Below are 22,546 nucleotides of genomic sequence, written 5' to 3'. Positions count from 1 at the left end.
CGGACATGGAAGCCGTCTCCCACATCCCGGTGCTGCGCGACGCGGTGCTGGAGGGCCTGGCCGTGCGCGCTGACGGCTTTTACGTCGATGGCACCTTCGGCCGCGGTGGGCACAGCCGGGCGATCCTGGATCGCCTGGGCCCGGACGGCCGGCTGCTGGCCATGGATCGCGATCCGGAGGCCGCCACGGCGGCCGCCTCCTTTGCCGATGATCCGCGTTTTGCCTTCGAGGCCGCGCCGTTCTCGACCATGGCCGCCACGCTGGAACGGCGGTCGCCGGACCGGGGTCCGGACGGCGTCTTTCTGGACCTGGGCGTGTCCTCGCCCCAGCTGGATACGCCCGAGCGCGGATTCAGTTTTCAGCATGACGGCCCGCTGGACATGCGCATGGATCCGAACAGCGGCGAGAGCGCGGCGGAGTGGCTGGCGCGGGCCGACGAGACCGAGATCGCGAATGTGATCTATCAATACGGCGAGGAGCGCCACTCGCGGCGCATTGCCCGGGCCATTGTGGCTGCACGCACCGAGGCACCCCTTAGCCGCACCGGCGAACTGGCCGAAATCGTTCGCCGGGCGGTCCCGAAACGCGAGCCCGGAAAGCACCCGGCCACTCGAACCTTCCAGGCGCTGCGCATCTTCGTGAACGCGGAGCTGTCCGAGCTGGAGCAGTGGCTGGCGACGATCCCCGATGTGCTCCCGCCTGGTGCGCGGCTGGTGGTGATCAGCTTCCATTCACTGGAAGACCGACTGGTAAAGCAGGCCCTGCGCAAGCCGGTGTCCAGCGTGCGCCTGCCGCGCGGCCTTCCGGTGATGCCGGAGGAGCCGGAGCGCAAGCTGCGCCCGGTCGGCAAGCCGATCCATGCCGATCGCGAGGAGCAGCGCATCAATCCGCGTTCGCGCTCGGCCGTGCTGCGTGTCGGGGAGCGGCTCTGATGGTTGCGCGCGGGCTCCTGGCGGTGGCGCTGGCAACCGGGGTGTTTGCCTCGGCGGTTGGGGTGGTGGCGGCCAAGCATGAGTCGCGCCAGGCCTTTATCGACCAGCAGCAGGCATTGAGCCAGCGCGATGTCCTGAATCTCGAGTGGACGCAGTTGCAGATCGAGCAATCGACCTGGGCGACCCAGGGCCGGGTCGAGGAGCAGGCGCGCGAGCGTCTCGACATGATTCAGCCCGATTCGGATCGCATCGTGGTGATCGGGGGTAGCTCGTGGGCGCGCTGAAGCGGCAGATCAGTGGTGGCCGTCTGAAGGTCGTGATCGCCGTGTTCGCCGTCGCGAGCGCCGCGTTGCTGTTGCGCGCCGTCGATCTGCAGGTCCTGGAGCGCGACTTCCTGACCAAGCAGGGCGAGCAGCGCCAGGTGCGCACCCTGACCGAGTCCGCGAACCGCGGAATGATTACCGACCGTCACGGCGAACCCCTGGCCATTTCGGCCCCGGTACAGACCGCCTGGGCCAACCCGCAGGACTTGATGGGCCAGCGCGAGCGCTGGCCGGATTTGGCCGCGGCGTTGGAGGTGGAGCCGGACTGGCTGGCGGAGCGTATCGAGGCGCGTGCCTCGCGCGAATTCATCTACCTGCGTCGCCAAATGTTGCCGGATCAGGCCGAGCGCGTAGCGGCCCTGCGCATCCAGGGCGTCGGCCTGACCCGCGAATTCCGGCGTTATTACCCGCATGGCGAGGCCACCTCGCATGTGCTGGGCTATACCAATATCGACGATCAGGGCCAGGAGGGCGTGGAACTGGCCTTTGACCAGTGGTTGTCCGGTCATCCGGGCGCCAAGCGGGTGCTGCGCGATCGCTATGGCCGCAGCATCCGTGATGTCGCCAGTATCCGCCCCGCGCGTGACGGCAACACCCTGGCCCTGACTCTGGATCAGCGCCTACAGTATCTGGCGTACCGCGAACTGAAGACCGCGGTCGCCGAACACAATGCCCGTGGCGGCTCCGCTGTCCTTCTGGACGCCCGCAGCGGCGAGATCCTGGCGCTGGTCAATCAGCCCGGATTCAACCCGAACAATCGCGGTGCTATCCGTTCCGATCGCGCCCGCAACCGGGCCATCACCGATACCATGGAGCCCGGGTCGGTGCTGAAGCCGTTTACCGTGGCGGCCGCCCTGGATGCCGGTGTGGTGGATGCCAACACCACGCTGGAGACCGGCCCCGGCACCATGCGGGTGGGGCGCCTGACCGTGCGCGACCTGCGCGACTACGGGACGATCGACCTCACCACCCTGATCGCCCGTTCGAGCAATGTCGGGGCCACACAGCTGGCTTTGGATACCCCCGCGGATCGTTTCTGGAAGACCCTGCATCAGGCGGGCTTCGGGCAGGCGCTGGGTACCCATTTCCCGGGCGAGGCCACGGGGCGTCTGCGCGATTTCACCACCTGGCGCGAGGTCGAACAGGCCACGCTCGGTTATGGCTACGGGCTGTCGCTGTCGCCGTTGCAGATGGCGGCCTCCTACACCGCCTTTGCCAATGACGGCGAGCGGGTGCCGGTGCGTCTGGTGCGCACCGCCGACGATCTGCGCGAGTCGGCGCAGGTGATGACTCCGCGTACTGCCCGCCAGGTGCTGGCAATGATGGAACATGTGATCGGTACCGAGGGCACCGCGCGTCAGGCGGCGATCGACGGTTACCGCGTGGCCGGCAAGACCGGCACCAGCCGCAAGAGCGGTCCGGGCGGTTATACCGAGGACCGCTATTTTTCGAGTTTCGTCGGCCTGGCCCCGGCCTCCGATCCGCGTTTTGTCATGGCCGTGGTGATCGACGAGCCGGATGCCGGCGTCTACTACGGTGGGGCGGTCGCCGCGCCGGTGTTCCGTAATGTCGTCGGTTCGGCCCTGCGCATGTTCAACGTGCGCCCGGACGCGATGCCGGAGGTCCCCATGCGCCTGGCCGCGGATCACGAGGGGACGACATGATGGCCGCCCGTGATACCCGAGGCGGGGCGGGACCGGTGCTGGGCGACTTGTTGCCGGCCGGTCTCCTGCGCCCCGGCCTGGCGGACTTGCCGGTCGCCGACCTGGTTCAGGATAGCCGCCGGGTCGCGCCCGGCACAGCCTTTGTGGCCCTGGCCGGCACGCACGGCCATGGGCTGGCGCATGCTGCCGATGCCGTGGCACGGGGTGCCGGCGTGATCCTGTGGGACGAGGCCGGAACCCCGGAAACATTCCCTGCTGTGCCGATGCTCCATGTGCCGGGCCTGCGGGAACGGCTGCCGCAGATGGCGCGCGGATTGTTCGGTAGCTGGCCGGAGGCGGCCCCGCTGGTGGCGGTGACCGGTACCGACGGCAAGACCTCGGTCACGCACCTGATCGCGATGGCCCTGGAGACCCTGGGTCGGCCCACCGGTCTGATCGGCACGCTCGGCGTCGGGCGACCGGGCCACCTGGTGGATACCGGACACACGACCCCGGGCGTACTGGACCTGCATCGCCACCTGGCCGAGCTGGCCGCGGCCGGTTGTGGTGCCGTGGCGCTGGAGGCCTCCTCGCACGGTTTGGCACAAGGGCGCCTCGCCGGAGCCCCGATCAGCGTCGGGGTGCTCACCCGACTGAGCTCCGATCACCTCGATTTCCACGGTAGTCAGGAGGCGTATGCGGCAGCCAAGGCGCGGCTGTTTGTCTGGCCTGGCCTGCAAACGGCGGTCCTGAATATCGATGATGCCTTTGGACGCCAGGTTGTGCAGCATCTGCCGGCGGGCGTTCAGGCCCTGACCTACAGTGCACTGGGTGCACCCGCCGATCTGCGCGCCCGAGACGTAGAGGCCACAGCCGAAGGGCTGCGTTTCACCCTCGAGGCCGACGGCCGGGCCTATCCGGTTCGTTCCACCCTGTTCGGCCTGTTCCAGGTCGGCAATCTGCTGGCGACCCTCGCCACCCTGCAGGGCCTCGGGGTAGAGCGCGAGGAGGCGATCGCGGCAGTCGCCGAACTCCCCGGCGTGCCCGGCCGCATGGAGCGCTTCCCGCTCGCTAACGGGGCCTTGGCGGTGGTCGATTACGCACATACTACCCAGGCCCTGGAGGCTGCATTGCAGGCGCTTCGACCCCATGTACGCGGGCGCCTGAGTGTGGTGTTCGGCTGCGGCGGCGACCGCGATCGAGGCAAGCGCCCGGCAATGGGCCAGGTGGCCTGCCGGGAGGCCGACGTGATCTTTGTGACCGATGACAACCCGCGCGGAGAAGACCCGGCCGAGATCCGCGCCGAGATCCTTGCCGGCTGCGCCGATTCCGCCGAATGCCACGAGATTGGCGATCGCGCAACGGCGATTGCCAGTGCGCTGGCCGAGGCCGTTGCCGGGGATGTGGTGCTGGTGGCCGGTAAGGGTCACGAGACGACCCAGGAGATCCGCGGTCAGCGCTATCCGTTCAGCGACCGCGAACAGGTGCAGGCCCGGGCGTGCCGGCACCCGCAGGACAGGCGTGGCCAGGACCGCGCGATCAGGGGGGAGGGACAATGATTCGAATGACCAGCCAGGAATTGGCCGAGGCGGTCCATGGGCGCCTGCAAGGGGTGCCCGACACGGCCTTCGAGGGCGTGTTTACGGACACTCGCGAGCCGCGCCCGGGAGCGCTGTTCATCGCGTTGAAGGGGCCGAATTTCGATGCCCACGCACAGGTCGGTGCCGACCTGCCGGCGGCCGTGCTGCTGGTGGAGCGGGCGCTCGATGTGCCACAGCCGCAGATCATCGTGGCCGATACCCGCGAGGCCCTGGGCCGCCTGGGCCGCCATTGGCGGCGCCAGAGCCGCGCGCGGGTGATTGCCCTGACCGGCTCCAATGGCAAGACCACGACCAAGGAGATGCTCCGCTGCATCCTTGAGGGGGTGGGGTCGGTGCATGCCACCGCGGGCAACCTGAATAACGAGATCGGCGCGCCGCTGACATTGCTGGCGATGCCCTGTGACGTCGACTACGCGGTCATCGAACTGGGCGCCAATCATGCCGGTGAGATCGGGCGCATGGCGCGCTGGGTCGAACCGCAGGTCGCCATGATCACCAATGCCGGTCGCGCCCATCTCGAGGGCTTCGGCAGCCTGGAGGGCGTCGCCCATGCCAAGGCCGAGATCTACTCCGGTCTCCCGGCCCAGGGCGGCACCGCGGTCATCAATCTGGATGATCCGTTTGCCGACTACTGGCTGTCGCTGAACGAGCATCACCACTGCCAGCGCTTCTCGCTGGAGGGTGGCGGCGAGGTGGAAGGCATGTGGCAGGCCCCGGACCGGCTGCGTCTATCCATCCTCGGGGCCGTCCGCGATCTGCGCCTGGCCGGCCCCGGTCGCCACGTCGCAGCCAATGCCGTGGCGGCCGCGGCCGCGGCGAACGCGGTCGGTATCGGGATTGACCGAATCGTCGACGGGCTCACCCGCTGGAAGCCGGTGCGCGGCCGTCTGCAGGAGCTGTGGCACGTCAGCGGCGCGCGGATTTGGGACGACAGCTACAACGCCAATCCGGACTCGCTGCGGGCCGGGCTCGAGGTGCTGGCGGCGATGCCCGGTCGGCGCATCCTGGTGCTGGGTGCCATGGGTGAACTGGGCGCCGCCACGCCGGCGTTGCACCGGGAAACCGGGCACCTGGCCCGCGCGGTGGGTATCGAACACTGCCTGGCGCTGGGCGAGGCCGCGCGCGACAGCGCCGAGGGCTTTGGCGACGGCGGCGAGTGGTTTGCCGACCACGCCGCGCTGCGCTCGCGCCTGGAGGACCTCCTGGGGGAGGGCACCACGGTCCTGGTAAAGGGCTCGCGCAGCCAGCACATGGAACAGATCATCGAGGGGCTGGACCTGGCCTCGTCAGCGCCGGAGGTGGCGAATGCTGTTCGCGCTGACTGAATACCTGAGCCTGTTCTATTCCGGCTTCACGGTCTTTCAGTACCTGACCGTTCGCGCCATCCTCGGGGTGGTTACCGCATTGGCGATCGCGCTGTTGATCGGGCCGGCGATGATCCGCCGCCTGACGGTCGGCAATGTCGGCCAGCAGATCCGCGATGACGGTCCCGAGTCGCACTTGACCAAGGCCGGCACGCCGACCATGGGTGGTGCCCTGATTCTGGTGGCAGTGGCGGCGGCGACCCTGCTGTGGAGCGATCTGACCAACCGCTTCGTCTGGCTCGTGCTGCTGACCACCCTGGCGTTCGGCGCCGTGGGTGGCTGGGATGACTACCTGAAGCTGCGCTACGGCAACAGCAAGGGCCTCTCGGCGCGCGCCAAGCTCCTGTGGCAGACGCTGTTCGCCCTGGTCGCCGCGGGGGTGATCATGTACACCGCGCAGGGGCCGGTGGAGACCACCTTCTACCTGCCGGTGTTCAAGGACATCCAGTTCAGCCTGGGCTGGCTGTTCATCCCGCTGGTCTGGCTGGTGGTCGTGGGGTCCTCCAATGCCGTGAACCTGACCGATGGGCTGGATGGCCTGGCGATCATGCCGGCGGTGCTGGTGGCCGGCGCCCTGGGCGTGTTCGCCTACGCGGCGGGCCATGCGGTATTCGCCGACTATCTCGGTATTCCGGCGGTACCCGGCGTGGGCGAGGTGGTGATCTTTACCTCCGCCCTGGTCGGCGCCGGGCTGGGATTCCTGTGGTTCAACACCTACCCGGCGCAGGTCTTCATGGGCGACGTCGGGGCGCTCGCGCTGGGCGCGGCCCTGGGCATGCTGGCGATCATCACCCGTCAGGAGATCGTGTTGCTGATCATGGGTGGCATCTTCGTGCTGGAGACGCTTTCGGTGATGCTCCAGGTCGCCTCTTTCAAACTCACTGGGCGGCGGATCTTCCGCATGGCGCCGCTGCACCACCACTTCGAACTCAAGGGCTGGCCGGAGCCGCGCGTGATCGTGCGTTTCTGGATCCTGACCGTGGTGTTCGTCCTTGTCGGTCTCGCGACCCTGAAGGTGCGCTGATCCCATGACGCGAACCGGCGACAACAACCTGATCGTGGGCCTGGGGGCGACCGGCGTGTCGGTTGCCCGCTTCCTGCGTGCGCAGGGTGAGCCGTTCGCGATCACCGATACCCGCGTGGCGCCGGCCGCGCTGGAGACCGAGGGTGCCAAGGCCTGGCTGGCCGATGCCTGGGTCGGGCCGCTGGATCGACTGGACGCCGCGGGCTTTGCCCGCATCATCGTCTCGCCCGGGGTCGCACTGGAGCACCCGGTCCTGCAACGGGCGCGTGCCGCCGGTGCCCGCCTGACCGGAGACATCGACCTGTTCGCCGAGCAGGCGGGCGCCCCAGTCATCGCGATTACCGGCTCCAACGGAAAGAGCACGGTGACCGCGCTGGTCGGCGAGTTGCTGCGCGCCGCCGGCCTGCGGGTGGCGGTGGGTGGTAACTACGGCACCCCGGCGCTGGACCTGCTGGAGCAGGCCCCGGACCTGTACGTGCTGGAGCTGTCCAGTTTCCAGCTGGAGCGCAGCGACATGTTGGCGCCAGCGGCCGCCGCCATCCTGAATATCTCGCCTGATCACCTGGATCGCTACGCCGATCTGGATGCGTATGTGCGTGCCAAGGCCCGCATCCTGGATCGCGCCGGGCGTGGTGTGTTGAACCGCGAGGACGCCTGGCTGCGCGAGATCGCCCTGCCGCCGGGTCTGAAGGTGATCTCCTTCGGTCTCGATGCGCCGGCCGGCCCGGACGATTTCGGGGTGCGCCCGTCCAGCGCGGATGCTCCGGACCTGGTGCGCGGTGACCAGGTCCTTCTCTCGACCGGCCATCTGCGTCTGCGCGGGCAGCACAACTGGGCCAACGCCCTGGCCGCGCTTGCCCTGGTCTGGCCGTGGCTGGAGGCGGGCGAGCCGCGCGCACGCGCCATGGCGGCCCTGGCCGACTTCGCTGGTCTGCCGCATCGCTCGCAGTGGATTGCCGAAGTGGGCGGTGTCGCCTATATCAATGACTCCAAGGGCACCAATGTCGGCGCGACCCTGGCGGCCCTGCGCGGTACGCCCGGGCCGCTGGTGCTGATTGCGGGCGGGCAGGGCAAGGGGCAGGACTTTACGCCGCTGGCCGATTACGTCCCGGGCAAGGTCCGTGGTGTGGTGTTGCTCGGCGAGGACGCGCCAATGATCGCCCGTGCCCTGGCCTCCGTGGTTCCGGTCCAGCGCGTGGACGACATGGCCGCCGCGGTTGCGCAGGCCGCTGCCTGGGCGGAACCGGGGGATACCGTCCTGCTGTCGCCCGGTTGCGCCAGCCTGGACATGTACCCGAACTATCAGGCGCGCGGCGACCACTTCGCGCACGCGGTCCGGGAGCTGGCAGCATGAGTATCTCCAGCACCCGCCTCGGACTCCCGGATCGCGGCCTGGTCGCCGGCCTGCGCGACCACGTGGACCTGCCCCTGCTGGCCGTCGCGGCGATCCTGCTGGGCATCGGCCTGGTGATGGTCGCGTCCGCCTCCATGGGGCTGGGCGAGCGTTATTTCGGCAACACCTGGCACTTCTTCCAGCGCCAGGTCATCTTCGCCGCCATCGGGCTTGCGGTGGCGACCTTCCTCTGGGTGGTCCCGCTGGCGCGCTGGGAACGCGCCGGGCCGTGGCTGCTGATCCTGGTGATGGCGTTGCTGATCGCAGTGCTGATCCCGGGCGTCGGGCGCACGGTCAACGGTGCGACCCGCTGGATCCCGCTGGGGATGTTCAACCTGCAGGTCGCCGAGATGGTGAAGCTGCTGGTGGTGATGTACCTCGCCGGCTACATCGTGCGTCACTATTCGACGCTCCGCTTGCACTTCCTCGGTTTTATCCGCCCGCTGATCGTTCTTGGGGTGGGCACCATCCTGCTGTTGCTGCAGCCGGACTTCGGCGGCGCCGCGATCATGCTGGCGATTGGCATGGGCATGCTGTTTCTGGCCGGTGCGAAGCTTTGGCAGTTCGCCGCGCTGGCGGGCACCATCGCGGCGGGGATGGCGGTCGTCGCGGTCGCGGCGCCTTACCGCGTGGCGCGCCTGACGGCCTTCCTCGATCCCTGGCAGGATCCATTCGCCACCGGTTTCCAGCTGACCCAGTCGCTGATCGCGATCGGTTCCGGCGGCTGGTTCGGGGCCGGGCTCGGCAACAGTGTGCAGAAGCTCTTTTACCTCCCCGAGGCGCACAACGACTTCCTGTTCGCGGTGTTTGCCGAGGAGTTCGGCTTCGTCGGTGTGGTGGCCCTCATCGCGCTGTTCGGAGTCCTGGTCTGGCGCTGCATTCAGATCGGTTTGTACGCCGAGCGCGCAGGGCACGCCTTCGGCTCGCATCTGGCCTTTGGCGTGGCCATCTGGATGGGCCTGCAGGCGTTCCTGAACCTCGCGGTGAACATGGGGCTGCTTCCGACCAAGGGCCTGACCCTGCCGTTTCTCAGTTACGGCGGCAGTTCGCTGATCGTCTCGCTGGCGGCTATCGGCCTGGTGATGCGCGTGTACCGCGAGGCCCAGGTGCCGGCCCCGCGCGCCGCACCCCCGGCGCGCCGCCGGCGTGGGGGTGCCGCATGAGGGCCCCGCGCATCCTGATCATGGCCGGCGGCACCGGGGGCCATGTGTTCCCGGGCCTGGCAGTGGCCACCCTGCTGCGGGAACGCGGTGCCGAGGTGCGCTGGCTGGGCACGGCCCGCGGCGTGGAATCGCGGCTGGTGCCGGCGGCCGGGATCGAGCTGCATACGCTTCCAATCGCCGGCATCCGCGGCAAGGGCCTGGTCGGGCTAGCACTCGCACCCTGGCGGCTCGGCATTTCGCTGTGGGCCGCCCTGGGTCTGATGACGCGTCTGCGCCCGGATGCCGTGATTGGCTTTGGTGGGTTTGCCGCCGGCCCCGGGGGACTAATGGCGGCCGCCATGGGCCGGCCGCTGGCAATCCACGAACAGAACGCTGTGGCCGGTCTGACCAATCGCTGGCTGGCGAAGGTGGCGGACCGGGTCTATGCCGGCTTCGAGCACAGCTTCCCCGAGCGGGTGGCGGTCACGGTGGTGGGCAACCCGGTGCGCGCCGCGATTGCGGAACTCCCGGCGCCGGAGGCGCGCTTCGACGAGCGCGAGGGCGCCCTGAACCTCCTCGTCCTGGGCGGCAGCCTGGGCGCCCGGTCGCTCAACCGCACGCTGCCCGCCGGGCTGGCGCGCGTGGCCGTGGAGCAGCCGCTGAACATCCGTCACCAGGCGGGCGAGCGCACCCTCGACGAGGCCCAGGCCGCCTATGCGGAGGCAGGTCTGGAGGCGGAGATCAGCGCCTTTATCGAAGACATGGCCGCGGCCTATGCCTGGGCGGACCTGGTGATCTGCCGCGCCGGCGCGCTCACCGTGGCCGAGGTGGCCGCGGCCGGCGTGCCGGCGATCTTCGTGCCCTATCCACATGCGGTGGACGATCATCAAACCGCGAATGCCGAGGCCCTGGTGCAATCCGGTGCCGCCTGGCGGGTCGCGGATGCCGAGCTGGACGCTCAGCGGGTCTACGAGCTGGTCGCCCCGCTGGACCGCGAGGCCCTGCGCTCGCGTGCCCTGCTGGCCCGCGCACAGGCCCGCCCCGACACCGCACGGCGCCTGGCCGATGCCTGCATGGAAATGGCGGGCGTCCGCCGGGAGGGATCGTCATGAACGCCCCGCGCCTGCCACGCCATGCGATGCGTCGTATCCGCCGGATCCATTGTGTGGGGATCGGGGGATCCGGCATGAGCGGGATCGCCGAGGTCCTGCATCAACTGGGATATCAGGTCTCGGGATCCGATCTCGGGCAGTCGGCGATGGTCGAACGCCTGAAGGGCATGGGCATCCCGGTGGTGGCGGCCCATACCGAATCGAACGTGGCCGATGCCGACGTGCTGGTGGTTTCCAGTGCGATCAATCCGAGCAACCCCGAGGTCCAGGAGGCGCGTCGGCGCGGCATCCCGATCGTGCGCCGCGCCGAGATGCTGGCCGAACTGATGCGCTTTCGCTATGGCATCGCGGTCGCCGGGACCCATGGCAAGACCACGACCACCAGCCTGGTCGCCAGTGTGCTGGCGGAGGCCGGGATGGACCCGACGTTTGTGATTGGCGGACGCCTGAACAGCACGGCGAGCCACTCGAATCTCGGCGCCGGGGACTATCTGGTGGCCGAGGCCGACGAGAGTGACGCCTCGTTCCTGCATCTGCAGCCGATGATCAGCATCGTGACCAATATCGATGCGGATCACCTGGGGACCTATGGCAACGACTTCGGCCAGCTGCGCGCGACCTTCCTGGAATTCCTGCACCACCTGCCGTTCTACGGCATTGCCGTGTTGTGCGCCGACGACCCGCAGGTGCGTGATCTGTACCCGGAACTGGAGCGCCCGCGCCTGACCTACGGCATCGAACAGGACGCCGACGTGCGCGCCCTGAATGTGCGCCAGGAAGGCGTGCGCATGTACTTCGACCTCGCGTTGCCCGGTCAGGCTGCGTTCCCGGTGACGCTGAACCTGCCCGGGCGCCACAACGTGCTCAATGCCCTGGCGGCGGCGGCTGTCGCGCACGAGCTGGAGGTCGCCCCCGAGGCGATCCAGGCCGCGCTGGCGCGCTTCCAGGGTATTGGGCGGCGCTTCCAGGTGCAGGAGCTGCGGACCGCACAGGGGGCCCTGACCCTGGTCGACGACTATGGCCATCACCCGCGCGAGATTGCTGCCACTCAGGCGGCCGCGCGCGATGCCTGGCCGGGCCGCCGCCGGATCACCATCTTCCAGCCGCATCGTTATACCCGCACGCGTGATCTGTTCGAGGACTTCGCCGAGGCCCTGTCCGAGACCGATGTCCTGATCCTGCTCGAGGTGTATGCCGCCGGGGAGGACCCGATCCCCAGCGCCGATGGCCGCAGCCTGGCGCGCGCCATTCGTCTGCGCGGGCGGGTGGAGCCGGTGTTTGTCGAGCGCGCAGAGGATGTGATCGGTGTGCTCGCGGGGATGCTGCGGCCGGACGATGTCGTGCTCGCCCAGGGTGCCGGCGATATTGGCCGTCTGGCCGGGCTGCTCCCGCAGCAGCTGGGGACCGCCGGCGAGGAGGAATCATGATGGCCGCCCGCGTTGTGGACTCGTCGATGACTCCGTTCGCGCAGGCAACGCGTGGCCGGTTGCAGGCGCAGGTTCCGCTGGCCGGGCTGACCTCCTGGCGCGTAGGCGGCCCGGCCGACTGGCTGTTCCAGCCGGCGGACCTTGACGACCTGGTCGCTGCCCTGCGCGATCACGCTACCCACGCGCCGCAGATGCCCGTGACCTTCCTCGGCCTGGGCAGCAACGTCCTCATTCGTGACGGCGGGCTGGACGGCCTGGTCGTGCATCTTTCCGGAGTGCTGAACGAACGCCGGCGCCTGGACGGCGATCGCCTGCTGCTTGGGGCGGGGTTGGCCTGCGCCCAGGCCGCGCGTTTCGGGGCCCGCGAGGGGCTGGTCGGGGCCGAGTTCCTGGCCGGCATCCCCGGGACCGTGGGCGGCGCGCTGCGGATGAACGCCGGCGCCTGGGGTGGCGAGATCTGGCCGCTGGTGGAGGCGGTCTCCACGGTAGATGCGCGCGGCGAACTGCATACCCGCACTCCCGCGGACTACACGATCGGTTACCGCAGTGTCCACGGCCCCGAGGCGGAGTGGTTCACCGGCTGCGTGTTGCAGCTGGCCGCGGGTGACCCTGACGTCGGGACCCGGCGCATCCGCGAGTTGCTGCGCGAACGATCCGCGAAGCAGCCGTTGGGGTTGCCGTCCTGCGGGTCGGTGTTCCGCAACCCGGAGGGCGATCACGCCGCGCGCCTGCTCGAGGCCGCCGGTCTGAAGGGACTGCGCCACGGGGCGGCGGAGATCTCCCCCAAGCACGCGAATTTCATCACCCACGACGGCAGCGCGCGCGCCGCCGATATCGAATGGTTGCTGCGTCATGCCCAGGACGAGGTGCAGCGGCAGTTCGGGGTGCACCTGGAGCCCGAGGTCCGGGTCCTGGGTCGGCCAGGGGCTACGCACGAGGCAAGCGAGGGAACGGCATGAGCAAGCGAAGTGCACAAGATTATGGCCGTGTCGCGGTCCTGATGGGTGGCTGGTCTGGCGAGCGCGAAGTCTCGCTGCACAGTGGTCAGGCGGTGCTGGCGGCACTGCAGCGCCAGGGTGTCGATGCCCATCCCCTGGACCTGACCCGCGAGACGGCTCGCTGCCTGGCCCTGGAGAACTTCGACCGCGTCTTCATCGTGCTCCACGGGGAGTGCGGCGAGGACGGGACCCTGCAGGGCTGTCTGGACATGGCGGGCATGCCTTACACCGGGACCGGCGTGCTCGGTTCCGCATTGGGCATGGACAAGCTGGCCTGCAAGCGGCTGTGGGCGGGGAGCAATCTGCCGAGCGCCCCCTATCGTCTGCTCACGCCGGGGTTCGACCCCGACGCGGTGGCCGATGCACTGGGCCTGCCATTGATCGTGAAGCCCGCGCGCGGCGGCTCCAGCCTGGGGATCACACGGGTGGATCGGGTGGCCGATCTGCCGGCCGCCTTCGAGGCCGCGCGGCTGCAGCCGGGGCAGGTGTTCGCGGAGCAGTGGATCAGCGGACGCGAGTACACCGTCGCGATCCTCGGCAACGAGCCGTTGCCGGTGGTGGAGATTCGCACCCCGGGCGGTTTCTACGATTACCACGCCAAGTACGAGGCCGACGATACCGGCTACATCTGCCCGCCGCCGCTGGATTCCAGCGCGTTGCTGGAGTTGCAGTCCATGGCCATCGCCGCCTTCGCGACGCTGGAGGGTTGCGGCTGGGGACGAGTGGACATCCTGCAGGACGAACATGGCGAGAACTTCCTGATCGAGGTGAACACGATCCCGGGCATGACCGACCACTCGCTGGTGCCCAAGGCCGCCGCGCAGGCGGGCATCGACTTCGACGAGCTGTGCCTGCGCATCCTCGATTCCAGTTTCGAGTGTGGAGGACTGCGTTGAACGCACGCCGCACAACGCGACCCGCGCGCCGCCCGCAGGCGCGGGGACCGTCGCCGCTGCGCCGGATGGCTGGCCCGGGGCTGCGCCTGATGTCGGGCATGGGGCTGGCCGCGGTGCTGGTGCTGGGCGCGCTGGCCTGGTTGCAGTTCGACCCGGATGCCTGGTTGCCGATCGAGCATGTCGAGGTGACCGGCAATCCGCAGCATGCGGATGTCGCAGCGGTGCACGAGATGGTCCGGACCCATGCGCCGGGCTTCATCGGTGTCGAGCTCGAGCGCCTGCGCGTTGCGCTTGAGGGACAGCCGTGGGTGGACGCGGTGCGCCTGCGGCGTCAGTGGCCGGACACCCTGGTGGTGGAGATTCACGAGCCGGTGCCGGTGGCGCAGTGGGGCGAGGACCATCTGGTCGATCGCCACGGGCGCCTGTTTGGCCCGGTGGCGCTGGATGACTGGGAGGGCCTGCCGGCACTCGCCGGGACCGACGGGCGCCAGGTGGTGCTGATGCATCGCTACCTGGAGGTCTCCGCACGCCTGGCCGATGCCGGGCTCGAGGTCGCCGGTCTCGAAGAGGGAGAACGCCACGACTGGACCATCCACCTGGCGGACGGCGTACGCGTGCTGATGGGGCGCGATGCCGATCTGGCACGACTGGGGCAACTGGTCCGCGCGGCCCCGGCGATTCGCGACTATCGCGAGGCCCCGGTGGAACGGATCGACCTGCGTTACCCCCACGGGCTGGCCGTGGCCTGGGCGGATGCGGCGGAAGACGGTGCGGGGAACGCCCGATGACACGAACGACAGGACGCAGAAAGATGATGGCAAAGAAGTCGGAACCCGGTCTGATCGTCGGCCTGGACGTCGGCACCTCGAAGATCGAGGCGGTGGTCGGGGAGCTGACCGAGGAAGGCGAGATCGAGATCATCGGCATCGGTTCCTCGCCCTCGCGCGGGTTGAAGAAGGGCGTGGTCGTGAACATCGAGTCCACCGTCCAGTCGATCCAGCGCGCGGTGGAGGAGGCCGAGCTGATGGCCGGTTGCGAGATCCACTCGGTGTATACCGGGATCGCCGGCTCGCACATCAAGAGCTACAACTCCACCGGGGTGGTCGCGATCAAGGACGGCGAGGTGGTCGCTGGCGACGTGGACCGGGTGATCGACGCCGCGCGCGCCATCGCCATCCCGGCCGACCAGCGCATCCTCCACGTGCTGCCGCAGGAATACATCATCGACGAGCAGGAGGGCATCCGCGAGCCGATCGGGATGTCCGGGGTGCGGCTGGAGGCCAAGGTGCACCTGGTGACCGGGGCGGTCTCCGCCGCGCAGAACATCGTCAAGTGCGTGGAGCGCTGCGGACTGCGGGTGGACGACATCATCCTCGAGCAGCTCGCCTCCAGTTACTCGGTCCTGAGCGAGGACGAGAAGGACCTGGGCGTGTGTCTGGTGGACGTCGGCGGTGGCACCACGGACATCGCGGTGTTTGCCCACGGCGCGATCATGCACACCGCAGTCATCCCGATCGCCGGCGATCAGGTCACCAACGACATCGCGGTCGCGCTACGCACCCCGACCCAGTACGCCGAAGAACTCAAGATCAAGTACGCCTGCGCGCTGCGCTCGCTGGCCGATCCGAGCGAGAGCATCGAGGTGCCCGGTGTCGGCGATCGTGCCGCACGCAGGTTGTCGCGCCAGACGCTCGCCTCCGTGGTCGAGCCTCGCTACGAGGAATTGTTGCAGCTGGTGCAAGCGGAACTGCGCCGCAGCGGCACCGAAGAAATGATTGCCGCCGGAGTGGTGCTCACCGGTGGCTCGTCCCGAATGGAAGGTGTGGTGGACCTCGCCGAAGAGGTCTTTCACATGCCCGTACGCCTGGGGGTGCCGCAACGCGTCACCGGGCTCCTGGATGTTGTGAAGAATCCGATCCACGCGACGGGGGTGGGGCTGTTGCTCTACGCCCGCGAGTCGCGCGCGGAGCAGGAGGCCCGGCCCGTGAGCAGCGGGTTCCAGGGCGTATGGGCGCGCATGAAGCGCTGGTTTTCCGGACAGTTCTGATGATCGGGGCCCCGGAATTTTAGGAGGCCGGACCGCTCTCCGGCCATGACGCAGGTAAACAGAAGTTTATGTACTACACACGCAACGAGAGGACGCAATCATGACGTTCGAACTGATGGACACCTATAGCCAGAACGCGACGATCAAGGTCGTCGGCGTTGGGGGCGGCGGCGGCAACGCCGTGCAGCACATGGTCAACTCGCAGCTGGAAGGCGTCGATTTCATCTGTGCCAACACCGATGCCCAGGCTCTGAAGAGCCTGGATTCCAAGACGCTGCTGCAACTGGGCGGCGACATCACCAAGGGCCTGGGGGCCGGGGCGGATCCGTCGGTCGGTCGCGAGGCTGCACTGGAGGACCGTGAACGCATCCAGGATCTGTTGCAGGGCGCCGACATGGTCTTCATCACCGCCGGCATGGGCGGTGGTACGGGTACCGGTGCCGCCCCGGTGGTGGCGCAGATCGCCAAGGAGATGAACATCCTGACGGTCGCGGTGGTCACCAAGCCGTTCCCGTTCGAGGGCAAGCGCCGCATGCAGGTCGCGATGTCCGGGATCAAGGCGCTGACCGAACAGGTCGATTCCCTGATTACCATCCCCAACGAGAAGCTGCTGACGGTGCTGGGCAAGAACACCACGTTGCTGGATGCCTTCAAGGCTGCCAACGACGTGCTGTTCGGCGCGGTGCAGGGCATCGCCGAGCTGATCACCCGTCCGGGTCTGATCAACGTCGACTTTGCCGACGTGCGCAATGTGATGCGCGAGATGGGCATGGCGATGATGGGCACCGGCACCGGCACCGGCGAGGATCGTGCGCGCGAGGCCGCCGAAGCGGCGATCGCCAGCCCCTTGCTGGAGGACATCGATATCTCCGGTGCCCGCGGCATCCTGGTGAACGTGACCGGTGGCATGGATGTCGGGATCGGCGAGTTCGAGGAAGTCGGCGAGGCGGTGAAGGCCCTGGCCTCGGAAGATGCCAATGTCGTGGTTGGGACGGTCATCGACCCCGAGATGACCGACGAGCTGCGGGTGACCCTGGTGGCCACGGGGCTTGGCGCGCCAGCGACGCAGTCCGAACGGCCGCAGGTGCGAGTGGTCGATGCCCAGCCGAAGAGGGCCGTCGGCTCCGATGTCGAAGTCGACCTCGACCAGCCGACCGTCAAGCGGCGCGGCGGTGACAACCTTGCGGTCGACTACAATCAGCAGCAAGGCATTGATGTGCTGGATATTCCGGCCTTCCTGCGTAAACAAGCCGACTGAGAACGGCTGTACATGCAGGGCGAGCGGAATCCTGCAATAATGCTGTAATCGTTGTGTGCATGAGGAGCCCGGGAGGGCCCGGGCTCCCCTTATGCGCTCTCCTGGAAGAGAGAGGCTCAATTCGTTGATCAGGCAAAGAACGCTCAAGAACAGCATTCGGGCGACCGGAGTGGGACTGCATACCGGAGAAAAGGTGGTGCTGACCCTGCGTCCGGCTCCGGTGAATACCGGGATTGTGTTCCATCGCTGCGATCTTGATCCGTCCGTGGAGATTCGCGCCTGTGCCGACAATGTCGGCGACACGCGGCTGTCCACCACGCTGGTCAATGGAGACGTCCGGGTTTCGACCGTGGAGCATTTGCTCTCGGCCATTGCCGGATTGGGAATCGACAACCTGCATGTCGATGTGAGCGCCGCCGAGGTGCCCATCATGGACGGCAGTGCCGGTCCCTTCGTGTTTCTGCTGCAGTCCGCCGGGCTGAAGGAGCAGGACGCGCCCAAGGAATTCATTCGGGTCAAGCGCAGCGTGGAAGTCCGCGAGGACGACAAGTGGGTGCGCTTTGATCCTTACGAGGGGTTCAAGGTCGGTTTCTGTATCGATTTCGAACACCCGATGTTTACCGACGGAAGCCAGCGCGCAGAGCTGGACTTCTCGTCCACCTCCTTTGTGAAGGAGGTCTCGCGTGCCCGGACCTTCGGGTTCATGCGCGACATCGAGGCCCTGCGGGCGAATCAGCTGGCGCTGGGCGGCAGCCTGGACAACGCCGTGGTCCTCGATGACTACAAGATCCTCAACGAAAACGGGCTGCGTTACGACAACGAACTGGTCAAGCACAAGATCCTCGACGTCGTCGGGGACCTGTACCTGCTCGGTCACAGCCTGATCGGTGCGTTCACTGGCCACAAGTCCGGGCATGCGCTGAACAACCAGCTGATCCGTCAGCTCCTGGCCGACGAGACCGCCTGGGAGAAGGTGACCTTCGAGGACCCGAGCGAACGCCTGCCGATCTCCTTCGGTCAGCTGGCACCGACTCCAGCGGGCTGACCTCACCCTGGAACACATGTTCCAGGGTGAGGTAGGTCAGTCGCGCTTCGGTGACGGCCTGGCCGCCCGGGCGAGGCGTTCGAGGGCGCCGGCCAGCCCGGGGTCCTGGATGCTGCTGGCGGTATCGGCCAGGATGCGGCGGGCCGCGTCCGGGATCTCGCGGCGCTCCAGTCGCGTGGTGGGCTGGGGGGGGCGTGGGGTGTTGGTCAGCCGGATACGTATCTGTTCGATGCCCTCGAAGCCCGCGGCACGCAAGGTCTTGAGCAGTTCGCGCTGCTGGAAACGCAGTTCGGTGGCCAGCCCGCGGTTCGCGCAGATGGCGACCAGGGTGTCTTCGCGCAGGGTGAACGCCAGTCGGCCAGCCTGCAGGGCGTTGCCGACCAGTCCCTCGAGGGCGCGTTCCACGCCGCGGTCGCGGCTGGAGTGCGCGGAAAAGTCGCGGGCGATGAAGCGGGTAATCCGCTGCGGCGTCATCGAGGGACTCCGGCAGTCCGCGGCGGAAGGAGTGAGAGGAATCGCATGCAGCTGATCGTACTACGTCCGGATGGTCTTTGTGCACGTCTTCCGTTGTGGGGCGTGGCGCTGGCGGGCACCCTGCTCGCGCTGCTGGTGGTGGCGGCGGTTGTGACCGCCTACCTGGCGGGGCAAAGCCAGCGCGAGGTGGTCAGGATCCCGGTCGCAAACACGCTGGATCCGATCGTGGTGGAGACGGCCGAACGCGAGGCAGCACGTGAAGGTTTGAACTACCTGGTTGACCGTGTGGTCGCGCTGGAACGCCAGCTGACGCGGGTGGATCTGCGCCTCCGCTCGGTTGGCGACTCCCTGGGGCTGGACGTGGCCGCACTGGAGCCGGAAGTTGGCGGCCAGGGCGGCCCGCTGCTGGACGGACCGGGTTCTCCGCTGGAGATCCATGACCGCTTGCTGGCGCTGGAACACCTTCTGGGTCGTCGCAGCGCCGCCGTAGAGACGGTAGGTTCCGAGCTACGCCAGGAGGCGGCTCGCGAGGCGCTGTCCCCGCAGTTTCGCCCGGTGGAGGATGACGCCTGGATTAGCTCGGCGTTTGGTTATCGCGAAGACCCGTTCACCGGGAACCGCCGCTTCCACTCGGGGATGGATTTTGCCGGGCGGCCAGGCTCGGACATCCGCGCCGCGGGCGGTGGTCTGGTCGTATTCGCGGGCCGCCGGAGCAGCTACGGCAAGCTCGTCGAGATCGCGCACGGCGGCGGCTTGAATACGCGCTACGCACACAACGCGGAAATCCTGGTCGAGCCCGGGCAGCGCGTGGAGGCTGGCGAGGTGATCGCGAAGATGGGGCGCACCGGTCGCGCGACCGATACCCACCTGCACTACGAGGTGGTCGACGCCGGCCAGGCCCTGAATCCCTATCATTTTCTCCAGGATCGGGACTGACCCTCCGCGGTCCTTCTCGGCCCCGCAGGGGCATGACCGGCTGCGCGTCTCTTGGCCACAGCGTTTCCCTGACGGATCGTTTATCCTAGCCGGGTTTCAGCCAACCCTTTCGGATCCCCATGGTCAAGCAGCTCGTACAGAAGATTTTCGGTAGTCGCAACGATCGCATCCTCAAGCGCTACACCCGCGCGGTCGAGCGCATCAATGCCCTGGCCGACTCCACCGAGGCGTTGTCGCAGGACGAGCTGCGTCACAAGACACAGGAATTCCAGCGCCGCCTGGGCGAGGGCGAGAATCTGGAGAAGCTCCTGCCGGAGGCCTTCGCGGTCTGTCGCGCGATGAGTGCCCAGGTCCTGGGGCTGCGCCACTTCGACGTCCAGTTGATCGGCGGTATGGTTCTCAACGACGGTCGCATCGCCGAGATGCGCACGGGTGAGGGCAAGACCCTGGTCGCGACCCTGCCCGCCTATCTCAATGCATTGACCGGCGACGGCGTGCATGTGGTGACGGTGAACGACTACCTGGCCCGCCGCGATGCGGCCTGGATGGGGCGGCTGTACGACGCACTGGGTCTGACGGTCGGAGTGGTGAATAGCTCCGGCGGTCTGGGGGTGGATTCCGCCTCCTATCTCTTTGACCCGGAGTACCACGCAGAAGAAGGCGGGTTCGATCAGATGCGTCCGGCGACCCGGCGGGAGGCCTATGCCGCCGATATTACCTATGGCACGAACAACGAGTTCGGCTTCGACTATCTGCGCGACAACATGGCCTTCTCGGCCGATCAGCGCGTGCAGCGCGCACTCAACTTTGCGGTGGTCGACGAGGTCGACTCCATCCTCATCGACGAGGCGCGGACCCCGCTGATCATCTCCGGCCCCAGCGGCGACAGCTCCGAGCTCTACGAGCGGCTGAACACCATCCCGGCCCAGCTGACCCGTCAGGAAGACGAAGAGAGCGAGGGTGACTACTTCGTCGACGAGAAGGCCAAGCAGGTCTTCCTCAGCGAGGAGGGTCACGAGAAGGCCGAGGAACTCCTGCGCCAGGCCGGCTTGCTGGAGGAGTACCAGACCCTGTACGACTCTGCGAGCATCGCGGTACTGCATCACCTGAATGCGGCCCTGCGTGCCCACGCGCTGTTCCACCGCGATGTCGACTACCTGGTGCGCGACAACAAGGTCCAGATCATCGACGAGTTTACCGGCCGCATCATGGGTGGCCGGCGCTGGTCGGAGGGACTGCACCAGGCGATCGAGGCCAAGGAAGGGGTTCCGATCCAGCGCGAGAACCAGACGCTGGCGTCGATCACCTTCCAGAACTATTTCCGCCTGTACGAGAAGCTCGCAGGCATGACCGGTACGGCCGATACCGAGGCCTACGAGTTCCAGACCATCTATGGCCTGGAAGTGGTCGTGATCCCCGGCAACAAGCCGCTGGTGCGCGACGACATGCAGGACCTGGTCTTCCTGACCCAGGAGGAGAAGTACACCGCCATCATCAAGGAGATCCAGTGGTGCGTGGATCGCGGTCAACCGGTCCTGGTGGGGACGGCCTCGGTGGAGAGTTCCGAGCGGCTGGCTGAAGCGCTGAAGAAGACCGGGATCTCGTTCGAGGTGCTGAACGCCAAGCAGCACGAGCGCGAGGCCGCGATCATCGCCCAGGCGGGTCGCCCGAAGGCGGTGACGCTGGCAACCAACATGGCCGGGCGTGGTACCGATATCGTGCTGGGGGGGGCGCTGGATGCCGAACTGGCCGAAGTCGACCCGGACGACAGCGCCCAGCAGGAGGCAATCCGGGCCGACTGGCAGGCCCGTCATGACACGGTGATCGAGGCCGGTGGTCTGCACATCATTGGCTCCGAACGCCATGAGTCGCGACGGATCGACAACCAGTTGCGCGGGCGCTCCGGCCGCCAGGGTGACGCGGGCTCCAGCCGCTTCTTCCTGTCGCTGGAAGACAACCTGATGCGGGTGTTTGCATCCGAGCGTGTGCGCAGTCTGATGCAGCGTCTGGGCATGAAGGAGGGCGAGGCGATCGAGAACGCCTGGGTCTCGCGCGCCATCGAGAATGCGCAGCGCAAGGTCGAGGCGCACAACTTCGATATCCGCAAGCAGCTGCTGGAATACGACGACGTCGCCAATGATCAGCGCCGGGTGATCTACGACCAGCGTGCTGAATTGCTGACCACCGAGGACATCAGCGAAACCATCGACACCTTGGTGGAGGATGTGGTCAACGCCCTGATCAACCCGTACATGCCGCCGGGATCGATCGAGGACGAATGGGACATCCAGGGCCTGCAGCAGGCCCTGAACGGCGAGTTCGGGCTCGACCTTCCGGTCCAGCAGTGGCTGGACGACGAGGACGACCTGCACGAGGAGCCGTTGCGCGAGCGGATCATCGGGCATGCCCGCGCGCTGCTGACCCGGAAGCGCGAGCAGCTGGGTGACGAGACCATGAACCGCCTGCAGCGCGACGTGATGCTGCAGGTCCTGGACAGCCAGTGGAAGGAACACCTGGCGGCGATGGACTACCTGCGCCAGGGCATTGGCCTGCGTGGCTACGCCCAGCGCAACCCGAAGCAGGAGTACAAGAAGGAAGCCTTCGCGATGTTCCAGTCCCTGCTGGAACGCATCAAGCACGACGTGGTGAAGTTCCTGCTGCGCATGCAATTGCGCTCACCGGAGGAGGTCGAGGCATTGCAGCCGAAGAAGGCGGCCCCCGCCGAGGATGATCTGCAGTTCCAGCACCAGAACCCCGACAGCCCCCTGAAGGCTGGAGCCGAAGGTGACGCCGAGCCGCGCGAACCGGTTGCGAGCGGCGAGGCCCCCTACCGACGCGACGAGCCCAAGCTGGGCCGCAACGAGCCCTGCTGGTGTGGTTCGGGCAAGAAATTCAAGCATTGCCACGGCAAGCTGTAGGGAGACACTGAGC

19 protein-coding genes are annotated in these 22,546 nt (G+C 67.6%); 18 read left to right on the top strand and 1 reads right to left on the bottom strand.

Annotated features, from left to right (window positions below; translation table 11 throughout):
- Nucleotides 1–5: 5 nt before the first annotated feature.
- From rsmH to lpxC, 16 genes are all read left to right on the top strand, one after another.
- Complete coding sequence (rsmH, locus tag F792_RS0102500; RefSeq protein ID WP_018168235.1) at nt 6–932, top strand: 16S rRNA (cytosine(1402)-N(4))-methyltransferase RsmH; 927 nt, start codon at nt 6–8, stop codon at nt 930–932.
- Complete coding sequence (gene ftsL, locus F792_RS0102495; protein ID WP_018168234.1) at nt 932–1,216, top strand: cell division protein FtsL; 285 nt, start codon at nt 932–934, stop codon at nt 1,214–1,216. The genes rsmH and ftsL overlap by 1 nt, the downstream gene beginning before the upstream one ends.
- Nucleotides 1,204–2,919 carry a penicillin-binding protein 2 gene (locus tag F792_RS0102490; protein WP_018168233.1) on the top strand — a complete coding sequence of 572 codons (1,716 nt, stop codon included), beginning with the start codon at nt 1,204–1,206 and terminating at the stop codon, nt 2,917–2,919. The genes ftsL and F792_RS0102490 overlap by 13 nt, the downstream gene beginning before the upstream one ends.
- On the top strand, nt 2,916–4,457 hold the full coding sequence (locus tag F792_RS0102485) for a UDP-N-acetylmuramoyl-L-alanyl-D-glutamate--2,6-diaminopimelate ligase (protein ID WP_018168232.1): 1,542 nt from the start codon (nt 2,916–2,918) through the stop codon (nt 4,455–4,457). Before F792_RS0102490 ends, F792_RS0102485 begins: the two co-directional genes overlap by 4 nt.
- Complete coding sequence (gene murF, locus F792_RS0102480) at nt 4,454–5,824, top strand: UDP-N-acetylmuramoyl-tripeptide--D-alanyl-D-alanine ligase (protein ID WP_026304769.1); 1,371 nt, start codon at nt 4,454–4,456, stop codon at nt 5,822–5,824. Before F792_RS0102485 ends, murF begins: the two co-directional genes overlap by 4 nt.
- Nucleotides 5,805–6,887 carry a phospho-N-acetylmuramoyl-pentapeptide-transferase gene (gene mraY / locus F792_RS0102475; protein WP_018168230.1) on the top strand — a complete coding sequence of 361 codons (1,083 nt, stop codon included), beginning with the start codon at nt 5,805–5,807 and terminating at the stop codon, nt 6,885–6,887. Before murF ends, mraY begins: the two co-directional genes overlap by 20 nt.
- A 4-nt stretch (nt 6,888–6,891) precedes the next feature.
- Complete coding sequence (murD, locus tag F792_RS0102470) at nt 6,892–8,241, top strand: UDP-N-acetylmuramoyl-L-alanine--D-glutamate ligase (RefSeq protein WP_018168229.1); 1,350 nt, start codon at nt 6,892–6,894, stop codon at nt 8,239–8,241.
- Nucleotides 8,238–9,443: a putative lipid II flippase FtsW gene (gene ftsW, locus F792_RS0102465; protein ID WP_018144467.1), complete on the top strand. Its 1,206-nt coding sequence runs from the start codon at nt 8,238–8,240 to the stop codon at nt 9,441–9,443. The genes murD and ftsW overlap by 4 nt, the downstream gene beginning before the upstream one ends.
- A complete protein-coding gene (murG, locus tag F792_RS0102460; RefSeq protein WP_018168228.1) occupies nt 9,440–10,534 on the top strand; it encodes an undecaprenyldiphospho-muramoylpentapeptide beta-N-acetylglucosaminyltransferase in 1,095 nt (364 codons plus the stop codon). Before ftsW ends, murG begins: the two co-directional genes overlap by 4 nt.
- Complete coding sequence (murC, locus tag F792_RS0102455; RefSeq protein WP_018168227.1) at nt 10,531–11,961, top strand: UDP-N-acetylmuramate--L-alanine ligase; 1,431 nt, start codon at nt 10,531–10,533, stop codon at nt 11,959–11,961. The genes murG and murC overlap by 4 nt, the downstream gene beginning before the upstream one ends.
- Nucleotides 11,958–12,920 carry a UDP-N-acetylmuramate dehydrogenase gene (gene murB, locus F792_RS0102450; RefSeq protein ID WP_018168226.1) on the top strand — a complete coding sequence of 321 codons (963 nt, stop codon included), beginning with the start codon at nt 11,958–11,960 and terminating at the stop codon, nt 12,918–12,920. The genes murC and murB overlap by 4 nt, the downstream gene beginning before the upstream one ends.
- Nucleotides 12,917–13,855 (top strand): D-alanine--D-alanine ligase, encoded by a 939-nt coding sequence (locus tag F792_RS0102445; protein WP_018168225.1) that lies wholly within the window; start codon nt 12,917–12,919, stop codon nt 13,853–13,855. Before murB ends, F792_RS0102445 begins: the two co-directional genes overlap by 4 nt.
- A 65-nt stretch (nt 13,856–13,920) precedes the next feature.
- Nucleotides 13,921–14,643, top strand: coding sequence for a cell division protein FtsQ/DivIB (locus F792_RS0102440; protein ID WP_018168224.1), 723 nt, complete (start codon nt 13,921–13,923; stop codon nt 14,641–14,643).
- A 23-nt stretch (nt 14,644–14,666) separates the two neighbouring features.
- The gene (gene ftsA / locus F792_RS0102435; RefSeq protein ID WP_018168223.1) at nt 14,667–15,902 is read left to right on the top strand and encodes a cell division protein FtsA; all 1,236 of its coding nucleotides are present in this window, start codon (nt 14,667–14,669) and stop codon (nt 15,900–15,902) included.
- Between the two features lie 100 nt (nt 15,903–16,002).
- Nucleotides 16,003–17,160: a cell division protein FtsZ gene (gene ftsZ / locus F792_RS0102430; RefSeq protein WP_018144460.1), complete on the top strand. Its 1,158-nt coding sequence runs from the start codon at nt 16,003–16,005 to the stop codon at nt 17,158–17,160.
- A gap of 124 nt (nt 17,161–17,284) precedes the next feature.
- Complete coding sequence (gene lpxC, locus F792_RS0102425) at nt 17,285–18,205, top strand: UDP-3-O-acyl-N-acetylglucosamine deacetylase (protein ID WP_231362625.1); 921 nt, start codon at nt 17,285–17,287, stop codon at nt 18,203–18,205.
- 36 nt (nt 18,206–18,241) lie between these two features.
- Here lpxC and F792_RS0102420 read toward each other — a convergent pair whose 3' ends face one another.
- The gene (locus tag F792_RS0102420) at nt 18,242–18,679 is read right to left on the bottom strand and encodes a DciA family protein (protein WP_018168222.1); all 438 of its coding nucleotides are present in this window, start codon (nt 18,677–18,679) and stop codon (nt 18,242–18,244) included.
- A gap of 45 nt (nt 18,680–18,724) precedes the next feature.
- Here F792_RS0102420 and F792_RS0102415 point away from each other — a divergent pair, with 45 nt between their 5' ends.
- Both F792_RS0102415 and secA read left to right on the top strand, forming a co-directional pair.
- Nucleotides 18,725–19,615, top strand: coding sequence for a M23 family metallopeptidase (locus tag F792_RS0102415; protein WP_018168221.1), 891 nt, complete (start codon nt 18,725–18,727; stop codon nt 19,613–19,615).
- 119 nt (nt 19,616–19,734) lie between these two features.
- Complete coding sequence (gene secA, locus F792_RS0102410) at nt 19,735–22,533, top strand: preprotein translocase subunit SecA (RefSeq protein WP_018168220.1); 2,799 nt, start codon at nt 19,735–19,737, stop codon at nt 22,531–22,533.
- Nucleotides 22,534–22,546 lie beyond the last annotated feature (13 nt).

Source organism: Thioalkalivibrio sp. ALMg9 (assembly GCF_000380625.1).
Classification (GTDB): domain Bacteria; phylum Pseudomonadota; class Gammaproteobacteria; order Ectothiorhodospirales; family Ectothiorhodospiraceae; genus Thioalkalivibrio; species Thioalkalivibrio versutus.
This window is presented reverse-complemented; position numbering and strand designations above follow the sequence as displayed.